This is a genomic window from Synechococcus sp. H70.1, assembly GCF_047502705.1.
GTDB lineage: Bacteria > Cyanobacteriota > Cyanobacteriia > Thermostichales > Thermostichaceae > Thermostichus.
This window is the reverse complement of sequence record NZ_JANSIV010000084.1, coordinates 4,769-14,529: the sequence shown is the minus strand read 5'-3', so window position 1 is coordinate 14,529 and position 9,761 is coordinate 4,769. Positions and strand designations below refer to the sequence as shown.

At 60.5% G+C, this 9,761-nt stretch carries 11 protein-coding genes; 5 read left to right on the top strand and 6 right to left on the bottom strand.

The features are described 5' to 3' along the window. Window positions 1–351 precede the first annotated feature (351 nt). From NW827_RS06330 to NW827_RS06315, 4 genes are all read right to left on the bottom strand, one after another. Window positions 352–1,707, bottom strand: coding sequence for an MFS transporter (locus NW827_RS06330; protein WP_414403205.1), 1,356 nt, complete (start codon window positions 1,705–1,707; stop codon window positions 352–354). Between the two features lie 396 nt (window positions 1,708–2,103). Continuing rightward, the gene (locus NW827_RS06325) at window positions 2,104–2,448 is read right to left on the bottom strand and encodes an MgPME-cyclase complex family protein (protein WP_414359407.1); all 345 of its coding nucleotides are present in this window, start codon (window positions 2,446–2,448) and stop codon (window positions 2,104–2,106) included. A gap of 6 nt (window positions 2,449–2,454) precedes the next feature. Further along, a complete protein-coding gene (locus NW827_RS06320; RefSeq protein ID WP_414359405.1) occupies window positions 2,455–2,730 on the bottom strand; it encodes a hypothetical protein in 276 nt (91 codons plus the stop codon). A gap of 311 nt (window positions 2,731–3,041) precedes the next feature. Further along, window positions 3,042–4,160 (bottom strand): class I SAM-dependent methyltransferase, encoded by a 1,119-nt coding sequence (locus tag NW827_RS06315; RefSeq protein ID WP_414403206.1) that lies wholly within the window; start codon window positions 4,158–4,160, stop codon window positions 3,042–3,044. A gap of 234 nt (window positions 4,161–4,394) precedes the next feature. Between NW827_RS06315 and NW827_RS06310 the strand changes: the two genes are divergently transcribed. The 5 genes from NW827_RS06310 to NW827_RS06290 all read left to right on the top strand — a co-directional run bounded on the left by NW827_RS06310 (window position 4,395) and on the right by NW827_RS06290 (window position 7,785). Further along, window positions 4,395–5,051, top strand: a complete 657-nt coding sequence (locus NW827_RS06310; RefSeq protein ID WP_414359402.1) for a response regulator — start codon at window positions 4,395–4,397, stop codon at window positions 5,049–5,051. Then, window positions 5,051–5,743, top strand: a complete 693-nt coding sequence (locus NW827_RS06305) for a queuosine precursor transporter (RefSeq protein ID WP_414403207.1) — start codon at window positions 5,051–5,053, stop codon at window positions 5,741–5,743. Before NW827_RS06310 ends, NW827_RS06305 begins: the two co-directional genes overlap by 1 nt. 165 nt (window positions 5,744–5,908) lie before the next feature. Then, the gene (gene psbZ, locus NW827_RS06300) at window positions 5,909–6,094 is read left to right on the top strand and encodes a photosystem II reaction center protein PsbZ (protein WP_414359399.1); all 186 of its coding nucleotides are present in this window, start codon (window positions 5,909–5,911) and stop codon (window positions 6,092–6,094) included. Between the two features lie 198 nt (window positions 6,095–6,292). Beyond that, on the top strand, window positions 6,293–6,862 hold the full coding sequence (locus NW827_RS06295; RefSeq protein WP_414403208.1) for a DUF2808 domain-containing protein: 570 nt from the start codon (window positions 6,293–6,295) through the stop codon (window positions 6,860–6,862). Window positions 6,863–6,951: 89 nt separating this feature from the next. After that, window positions 6,952–7,785, top strand: a complete 834-nt coding sequence (locus NW827_RS06290; RefSeq protein WP_414360031.1) for an undecaprenyl-diphosphate phosphatase — start codon at window positions 6,952–6,954, stop codon at window positions 7,783–7,785. Here the strand turns inward: NW827_RS06290 and NW827_RS06285 are convergent. Both NW827_RS06285 and NW827_RS06280 read right to left on the bottom strand, forming a co-directional pair. Next, window positions 7,745–9,328 (bottom strand): NAD(P)H-hydrate dehydratase, encoded by a 1,584-nt coding sequence (locus NW827_RS06285; RefSeq protein WP_414403209.1) that lies wholly within the window; start codon window positions 9,326–9,328, stop codon window positions 7,745–7,747. The two genes, NW827_RS06290 and NW827_RS06285, sit on opposite strands and share 41 nt — an antisense overlap. Window positions 9,329–9,333: 5 nt before the next feature. Further along, window positions 9,334–9,729 carry a VOC family protein gene (locus tag NW827_RS06280; protein ID WP_414403210.1) on the bottom strand — a complete coding sequence of 132 codons (396 nt, stop codon included), beginning with the start codon at window positions 9,727–9,729 and terminating at the stop codon, window positions 9,334–9,336. Between the last annotated feature and the right edge of the window lie 32 nt (window positions 9,730–9,761).

Here is a 9,761-nt window from a genome sequence, read left to right as displayed (position 1 = left end):
CGACGGGATCCCTCTACAGCAGGGGCCTCCAGGCTGGGGGAGGGGCTTTCGTTGGTGAAATGGAAAAAGCTCACCTGATGTCCCCGCTCCAAAAGGCCGTTGGTCACCTCACGGCTATAGGTGACGTTGCCACAGAAAGGTGCCTTCTTGCCTATCCAGGCGATGTGCATGGGCGGATCCCTACGGCGCCAGAACGCTGATCTGCAACAGGATGTGCGATTCAAAGCCTCTATAAGGGTAGCAGACTCACCTCCCACGTCGGCCCGCTGCTCCCCTCTCAGGGGAGAAACCTAGACCGACAAGGCATTGACAGATACCCAGCCCTACGCCGCAGCTATCCAGCAGAAAAACTTATCTGTGCCCCTCTCTGCCCAGCAGACCCCAGAGGTACAGCCCCGCCGACCCGGTCAGGGCTGCCAGGCCGAGAAACGTCCAGGCAAGGCCGAAATACGTTTCTGCCACCCCCGCCAAAACCAGCGGCAAACTGAGAGCAATGTTGACCGCATTGTTCTGCAGTCCAAAAACCTTGCCGCGCAGATGTTCGGGGGTCTCCTCCTGGAGCAAGGTTTGCATGGGCACCGCCACCAACGCCCCTCCACAGCCCAGCAGGACAATCCAAGCCAAGCTGGGAAACAGCTTCCCCTCCGTCCAGGACAAAGCCGCCAAGGACAGACACAGCAACAGGGATCCCAGCCCACTCCAGGCGCGACGGCTCACCTGCCGGCCCGTATGCCCCACCCAAAAGGCGCCAATGGCCATGCCCAGGCCGGCAGCCGCCAGCAACACCCCAAACTGATCTGCCTCCAGCTCCGCCGTCACCTCGGCCATGCGCACCGCCAAGACTGCCAGCGCCGCAAACAGCGAGTAGAGCACCACCATTTGCAGCAGGGCCGCGCGGATCAAGGGCATTTGCCCGATATATTGCAGGCCCAGCTTGAGATCTTCCCAGAGATGGGGAGCCTGCCAAGGCCGGGGCTCTAGCCTCTCGTGGGGTTGCAGCAGCAGGAGCAGGGATCCCGCCAACAGGTAGGCTCCCCCCACCACCAGCTCCGGTCCCACGTCCCAGCCAGGCAGCCAAGTGTGCACCCAGCGATCCGCCAGCGTTAATAGGGGTTCGCCAATGGCAAAGCCGACGATCAGCGAAGCCATCATCGTCGTGGTGTAGAGGGAGTTGGCCGCCAACAGCTCCCGCCTAGGCAGGATCAGCGGCAGAGTGGCCTGTTCGGCAGGAGCAAAAAACTGGGTCAAGACAGAGACGGCAAAGCTCACCAGCAACAGGCTGCCAAAGCCCAAAGGGATCCCTGGCCAAAGGTCGCGCCCGGCGGTGAGCCAGAGCAGCGGCGGCAACAGCAACACCAGGAGGCCGCGCAGTACGTTGGAGAGCACCAAGACCGCTTTTTTGGGCCAGCGATCCACAAACACCCCTGCCAGACTGCCCAACAGCACCGCCGGCAGCGTAAAAGCCAGCATAACCGCCGCCACCCAGCCGCTGATGGAAGCCCCCTCTGGCTGAAACTGCTTCGAGATCACCCCAATCAGCAGCACCAACAACACCTTGTCGGCCAACTGGGAAAACACCTGCCCCATCCACAGCAGCAGGAAATTGGGTCGACGCAGGACGGCAGCAAAGTTTCCCAGGCCTGTCCCTGAGAAAGGGGAATCCGCTTGGCTGTCCTCTTTGGGATCCTGGGGAGGGGGCTCTGGCAAGGGATCCCCCGACGAACACTTCAGCGAGCCAGAGGGGGGACTTGCCGGCGGCTCAAGTGGGGGGGCCTCTGACTTCAGCACCTCAGTTGAAGGAAATGGGGAAGGAAGATCCCGAAGATGAGAAGTCCGGTGGCAGACCTCTACCTCCTCTGGTGGCCAGTCCCATCGTTGCTCCAAAGTCATGGTGCCCCCGTTCAGCATATCCCTCTCCCCCGCCTTGGTTTTCCCTGCCGCGCCCCAGCATTACCGCTACTGGATTGGGAGAGGTGCCCTAATCTTAAATCTTGACCTAGCCTGCAATCAAACTGGCTTCCCCTCCAGGGGAGCTTACCCCTGGCCGCCCAGGTTGCGTCTTCCCTCTGAGCAAGCCGCTAAGGCGAGGGTAGGGAAAGGCTATCAGCTTTCTGAAAACGATAGGGAGCGCAAGGGATCTGGAATCGACTCGCTGGGGGCTACAAAGCTGCCCTTTTCCACAAAAGTGAGGCGCAGCGCCAGCCAACGGATGAAATCCTCATTGGTCGAGACCACTGCTCCCAGCGGCTCCTTCAACTTGTGGCGCAGCGGCTTGAACTCAGGAGCTTCCATGAAAGCCGGCTGGGGCACCCAAAAGAAATCGATGGGGCGATGGTGCTCCTCGTAGTGTCGGCGACGCTCTTCCAGCACCTCCTCTAGAGGTTCAGACCGCAAAAAATCCAAACTGGCAACAATGAAGTGGTAGGTAGTGGGCTCAGTGGCAGACATGCGCAATCAGGTGGCGGACTTAAGCAAATGGGGGGCCGGGTCGCGAGAGCTCCAGCAGGGCTGGCAGGCTTCCAACTGCTGGAGGGCAGGCAGCCGCGCCATTACCTCCTCAGGGGGCATAGGATGTTCTGCCGCCTGCTTGAGGGTAGCTAGAGCTTGGGCTGCCCACTCCCGTGCCCAGAGGGGAGTTGAAGGGGTTTCCCCCTGCTCCAACAGTTCCTGGCAGAGGGCAGTCGAGCGCTCCAGGTCGCCACTGCCCTGATAGGCCATAATCAGAGCCACTCGCGCCAGAGCACATTCCTCGGAGTTTAGCCTGGAGTCTCTACGCTCCTTCCGGCGGGGTGAGCTCCCTTGAATCGAACAGCAGTAGCAAAAAGACTCAAGAAGGTTGATCGCTTCTAGGTAGCGCTCCTGCTTCAGCGCAGTGATGCCAGCACGGAGGGAGCCATACGGAGGAGACATGAGCCTAAAAGGGGATTTTAACCGCCTTGCAGCCAGTGGCCTAGCTTTTTATCCCAGGTTTCGTGTCTGCTACTACTATACTTCAGACAGACAACTGCGACTCCCCTCTTCCTCGCTTTTGGCAAGGGCGCTCAACTCTTACGGGCTAGGATATAAGTGCTGACGTAGTGGGTTTCCCGGCGCAGCACCTCACAGCCTGCCTGCTGCAGACGCGCCCCCAGGTCGTCGCGGATGTAGTCTCGGTAGTAGGGTTCGTGGAAGGTTTGCGCAAAAGCTTCCATCGTCTCCTCCAGCTCCGGCGAATCCAAGAGTTGCACCGAGTCGCAGATGACAATGACGCTCCCCGGCTTCACCACGCGGCTCATCTCGTTGATGACATTTTGCCGGGCCGGGCCGGGCAGCTCGTGGAAGAGAAACACACTGACAACCGCATCAAAGGTGGCGTCGGCATAGGGCATAGCCTCAGCGTTGGCGCGGATGAGCTGGGGCAGCTCCCCAGGCAACTCCTGCAACAGGCGGTTGGCCTTGCGCAGATAGGCAGGGGAAAGATCCAGACCGTACAGCGCCGCTTTGGGCAGAGCTCCCCGCAAAAGGCGCAGCGTGCGCCCCGTACCACAAGCCACATCGAGAATGTGGGGAGCAGATAGAGCAGGATCGAGGGCATCCTTGAGCAGCCGGATTACCCGTCGCCGCATGGCATCCGCCGTGCCCCCAAACAGCAGCTCCACCTGGAGGTCGTAGAGCTCAGCCGAGCGATCGCTCAGGTAGCCGTTGGTTTGGTAGTGGAAATTCTGCAGGTAGTATTTCGGGTAGCCCTCTGTGGAGATGTCTGGAGAAAACTCCTGGTAGCGCCGACTGTGGACCCGTCGGGTAATCTGGGGCAGTTCCAACCACACGGCTGGGTAATAGCGAGCAAAGTCCAGCCAGGGGTTGTCAAAGAGAAGCGCGTGAGGGTAGTAACCTGCCTCGGCATCTTGCCAATCGACCTGGAGCAGCCGTTCGTAACGAGCCCGCAACTCCTGCAAAGTAGCTGCGCTGACCTTTACCCGCTCCCGCGGCGGCAGGGGCTTGCCGGAGACAAAGCTCTGCAACTCCCTAAGGGCAGAGAGCATCAGCTCGGAAGCCTGCGTGGAGAGAGCCTTGTGGACAAAGCCGAAGAGGTTTTTGCTCCACTGAAAGGCACGGTAGGCTGCCTCTCCAACTGGCGATGGGATTGGCAGCGACAGCTCGGAGCTTAACTGTAGGCTCATAACCCTGCAAGGTGCGAATGCTTAATGTTTGTTTACGTTAGATTATAGCAAGGCAGCGGTGCGAAACCGGCAAGTTCTGGGCCTTGGGAGAGCCGGCGAATTGCTAGTCCCACCCCACTTCTTTAGCAGGGAGAGTACTCTATTGGTGTCCCAGGAAAGACGTCTCCACTGCCTAATGCCCTGGGGGAAGAGGCTGAGCAAGTCGAGCAGATTGGGAAAAGGGAGCGCCCGAGCATGACAGCCAAGACGGTGTTGGTCATTGACGACAGCATCATGATCCGCAAGATGGTGGCTGGGATCTTGGCCGATCAATTCCAGGTGCTGGAGGCTAAAGATGGCCTGACGGGCTTGGAGGTTGCCAAAAAGCACCATCCCGATCTCATCTTGCTGGATTTCGTCATGCCCAACATGGATGGCTACGAGACCTTGCAGGCCATCCGGCGGGAGGAGAGCCTGAAAAACACCCCTGTCATTATGATGTCAGGGATGAAAGAGCAGGTAACAGCCCGCATCCCTGAGCCTTTTGTCGATTTTGACTTCATTGAAAAGCCCTTTGAGGCGGAAGCCCTTCTGGCCCAAATTCAAAAGGCCTTGCGGGTGACCCCTGAGGCGGCACCAGAGCCGGGGTCGGAAACCAACACCCAGTTGCTCTTGAACAAGCTCACCGCCATCGAGACCCTGCTCATCCAAGGCACGGAAAACCTCATCCAGCGGGAGGTGGTGACGCGGCTTGTCAACCTCAGCCAGCGCCTAGACCGTCAGGAAGCCCACAGCGCTAGTCTAGAAGAGCAGATCCGTAAACTCACTAGCGAAGTGGAACGGCACAGTCAGGGCTTGGCCCTGATCGTCAAGGAGTTGCGGCATATTCGTAAACTGCTAGGGGGATCCTGATGTCTGAGCAAGGCTTGGAGCGCGCCTACCGGCACCTGGATGCGGTGACGGCCCTGTTTGTGGCTGTGCTGCTCATTTCCAACATCGCCTCGGCCAAGATCGTGCTTTTGGGGCCGTTTACCTTTGATGGCGGCACTATTCTCTTTCCCCTCAGCTACATTTTCGGCGACATCCTCACGGAGGTCTATGGCTATGCCCGCTCGCGGCGGGTGATCTGGTTGGGGTTTTTCTCAGCGGCCCTGATGTCGGTAACCTTGATGATCGTGGGATCCCTGCCGGCAGCCCCCGATTGGCCCTACCAGGAAGCCTACAACCAGATTCTCGGCCTTACCCCGCGCATTGTACTGGCCAGCCTTATTGCCTACTGGAGCGGCAGCTTTGCCAATGCCTATGTGCTGGCCCGCCTGAAGGTGTGGACGCGGGGACGCTGGCTGTGGACACGCACCATCAGCTCCACGTTGGTGGGCCAGGCGGTGGATACGGGCCTGTTTATTCTCATCGCCTTCTGGGGGGTGTTTCCCGGTCTGATGAGCCTCATTGTCTCCAACTACGTGTTCAAGTGTGCCGTTGAGGCAGTCTGTACGCCCCTGACCTACGCCATCACCGGCTGGCTAAAGCAACAGGAACAGGAAGACTACTTTGACGTGGCAACCGACTTTAACCCTTTCCGAATGCAGTCTGTATCTAGGTAGTTTATCCATCAGCTGCCCCGGCGAGAGGGATCCCAGTTTTGGTATAGTCAGAGCGTTATCCTTTCTCTCCTGCCGCCGGTGCGCAGCAAGCCGGCCCGGCTTGGGCAGCCCGCTGTTGTCGGGAGCCTTTATCTAAGACAAGACTTTTGTGAGGGATCCGTAAAGATGATGCTCATTTTCCAAATTGCTCTGTTGGTGTTGGTGCTCTACAGCTTGCTCCTGGTGGTGGCAGTGCCAGTGCTCCTTAGCTCAGCCAGCGACTGGAGCCGGGCCAAGAATGTCCTTTTGGTGGGATCCCTGCTCTGGGTGCTGATGGTAATCGGGGTGGGAGTACTTAGTTTCTTTAAGTGATCCTCCCACCCTCCCACCAGCTCCTGGACGTGGCAGAGCATCAGGACTGCAAGGTTCTGGTGGCTGGGAAAAACTGCGCACCCCCGCACTCTGTTGGGTCCTGAGCGGGGATCCCACCCATTTAGAATGGAGGGTGTTTTGGATACGGTTCTGCTGCTTGCTGAGTCGCTAGCGATTGCAGAGCTCTGAGGCGCTGACGTGTTTGGGGAGGTTTGGGTGGTGAGAGGGGCAAAGTGCTGGCAGCTTTTTGGCTGGGTGCGGCTGGGGATGGCGGTGGCAGGTGTAGTGGGATCCCTGCTGCTGTCCCGTCCAGCAGTGGGGCAGTCGGGCTTTGTCATCACGGGCAGCGAGGGGGTACCTGTCCTCAGCTATCGGCTGGATTTTCGCGGCATTCGTGGTCGGCTGGATCGCTATCGCCTGACGATCCCACCGCAGGACGTGGCGGTAGCAGAAGTTCTAATTAGTGGGGACAGGAACTTTGATGCCGTCATCGATCCCCAGAATGTGCGCCTAGAGGTGGAGGGGAAGCCAGTGGAGCTGGCGGAAGTGTATTGGGACGAGGAGTTTCGCTCCTTGGAGGTGGTGGCCCGTCAGCCCATTGCCGCCGGCCAGGAGATCCGCTTGGTGCTCTCCAATGTGCGCAATCCTTCCGCTGCCGGCATCTACCGGGTAGAAGCGCGGGTAAAGGGGACAGAGCCCAATCCGCTCTTCCGCAAGGTGGGCAACTGGCTCATCACCATCGACGATCCGGAGCGGCTTACCTTCTAATGGCCGCTGCCTCTGGCTTCAACAACCTCAAGGGATCCAAAGAGGAGCTGGGGGCGAACGGTAGCCTGGCATCCAGGGAGAGGTTGTCTTTGGTCCTAGCCGACACCTGGTATCCCAACTGGTGGCAGGCCCTGCTCTTGGGCATGGTGCAGGGGATCACCGAGTTTCTGCCCATTAGCAGCACGGCGCACCTGCGGGTGGTTCCGGCTTTGCTGGGCTGGCCAGATGCAGGCGCTTCCTTTGCGGCGGTAATCCAGTTGGGCAGCTTGGGGGCAGTGTTGATCTACTTTGCCTCTGATCTGCGCCAGGTGCTCCTTGGCTCCTGGAAGGCTTGGCAGGAGCGAGATTTCCAGCAGGAGTCTTGGCGGCTGCTCATAGGGATCCTGGTGGGGACGTTGCCAATTGGGGTTGCCGGGTGGGCCGTCAAGGCCATTTGGGGATCCCCGCCCCGCCAGTTGGGGGTGATTGCTACTGCCGCCATTGGCTTGGCACTGGCTTTGGGCTGGGCGGAACGGGTGGGGAAACGCCGGCGAGATCTGCACAGCCTGGGCATTTGGGATGGGCTCTGGGTAGGGCTGGCCCAGGCTTTGGCGTTGATTCCAGGGGTATCCCGCTCCGGTGTGACGCTGACAGCGGCTCTGTTGCTGGATTTGCAGCGCTCGGCTGCCGCCCGCTACTCCTTTTTGCTAGGGATCCCGGCCCTCTTTTTGGCCGGGGTGGAGGAATTTATCGCCGAGTTCAGGGCAGAGGCACTGCTGTCGCAGGGGTTGGGGACGCTCTCGGCCTTTGTTTTCTCCTACTGGTCCATCGATTGGCTCATTCGATTTTTGCAGCGCAGCAGCACCTGGCTGTTTATCGTCTACCGGATTGGGTTTGGCCTGTTCATTTTCTTGGGGCTAGCCCTGGGGTTCCTGCAACCTTAAGCCGACTTAGCGCTTTGGGCAGGTACTCCCCTAGGTGGGCCGGATCCACCCCTGTTAGACCCCGCTCCCCCGCCAGCTGGATAGCGGCTTGGGCGTGCCACCACACTCCAGCACAGGCACAACTGAGCAGCTCCGCGATCCCCATCGACTGACCCAGTTGGGCCCTTCTGCGCGCCACCAGGCCGCCGATTAAGCCAGTTAGGACATCGCCGCTGCCACCGCGGGCCAAAGCCGGTGTGCTCTCCGGGTTGACCCAGCATTCCCCCGTAGGAGAGGCGATGACCGTCCGTGCTCCCTTTAAAACCACCACCGCTCTACTCTGGGCTGCTGCTCTCTGGGCTGCCTCCATGCGATCCGCAAGCGGGATCCCTGGAAAAAGCCGGCGAAATTCCCCCAGGTGGGGGGTGAGGATGGCTTGGATCCCGTTTTCTTGCAAGCGCTCCACCCCCATCTCCGCCAGGGCATTGAGGCCATCGGCGTCGATAACCCAAGGGATCCCGGCCCAATCCTGCAGCAAGCTCTCCAGCAGTCGCCGGCGGGTTTCTCCTAGGCCGGGCCCCACTGCCACCGCCTGGAAAGGTTTTTCGCCCAGCGGCGGCAGAGCCGGGATCCCTTCCCAGGGGTGAACCAAGACTTCCGGCAAAGTGCTGTGGATGAGCCCCTTCAATTCCGCCGGCACCGCCAGGGTTACCATGCCCACGCCACTGGCGCGGGATCCCAGCCCGGCCAACGCCGCCGCCCCGGCATAGGCCGCCGACCCTGCGACCACTAGCAGGGATCCCTGGCGATATTTGTGGGTATCCAAAGGTGGGTCAGGGGGAAAATGGGGCCAAGGGTTCAGCAATAGCTGGGGAACCGCCCCTGCTAGGCAGACCCAAGGGGGGATGCCAAAATCAAGGCGATGCAGCCGTCCTACCCAGGGCAGAGCCGCCTCCTGCCACAGGCCCCGTTTCCAGAGGCCCAGGGCATAGGTGTGGCTGGCGCGGATGCAGCAGCCCCAGATCTCGCCTGTCTGGTCGTTGAGGCCGGAGGGCAAGTCCAGGCTGAGGATGGGAATGCCGCTGCCGTTGGCCCATTCCACCGCCCCCGCCCAGGGATCCCCCAGGGGCCGGTTTAGGCCAATGCCAAAGAGGGCGTCAATGAGCAGATCGCAGTCGGCCAACGCCTCCACCCGCTCCACAAACTCCGCCCCCAGCGCCCTGAGGTAGCGGGCGTGGTTAGCGGTTAGGGGCTTGAGATCCGGCTTCCCCAACCAAACCTTCACCTCCTTTTGGGCTAGCCGCAGCTCTCGCCCAACCACCAAGCCGTCGCCGCCATTGTGCCCCGTGCCGCAGAGGATGCCAATCCGCTGCACCTGGGGAAAATCCTGCTGCAACTGGGCAAAGGCGGCCAGCCCCACCTTCTCCATCAGGGCGGCCACGGGCATGCCGGCAGCGAAGATCTCCTCCTCAAGACGCCGCATCTGCGCCGAGCTGACCAAGGCGGTGGCCGGGTCAAAGGAGCGGAGGAGGCTGCTTGGCTGGGGCAAAGAGGGCTCTGGCATGGCGGTCATGGCTGAGGGGGGCTTATGGAGCTCAGCTCGATCACATTCCCGTCGGGATCCCGAACAAACACAGCCGCCCGCCCGGAAGCGCTGAGCTGCACCTCATAGCCTGCCTGCAGCAGGCGGGCCTTTACCGCCTCCAGATCTTCCACTCCCAGGGCCACATGGGGAAGGCGCCCCCACTTCGCCTTGCTGCCACGACTGGCTTGCTGCCCTTGGTCAAGCGGCTCCTCAGGGACGATCAAATGAATCTGCGAAGACCCCACCTGGTACCAAGCGCCAGGAAAGTTAAAGGGAAACCGCTCTGCCTTGGGGAGCCCGAGCACAGTTGCGTAGAAATGCTCGGCCCTGGCCAGATCGCTAACCCAAAGGGCGGTGTGGAGGTGTTGATAGGTGCTCATGACGTTGCTTTAGCTTAATCAGCGGGAAGCCC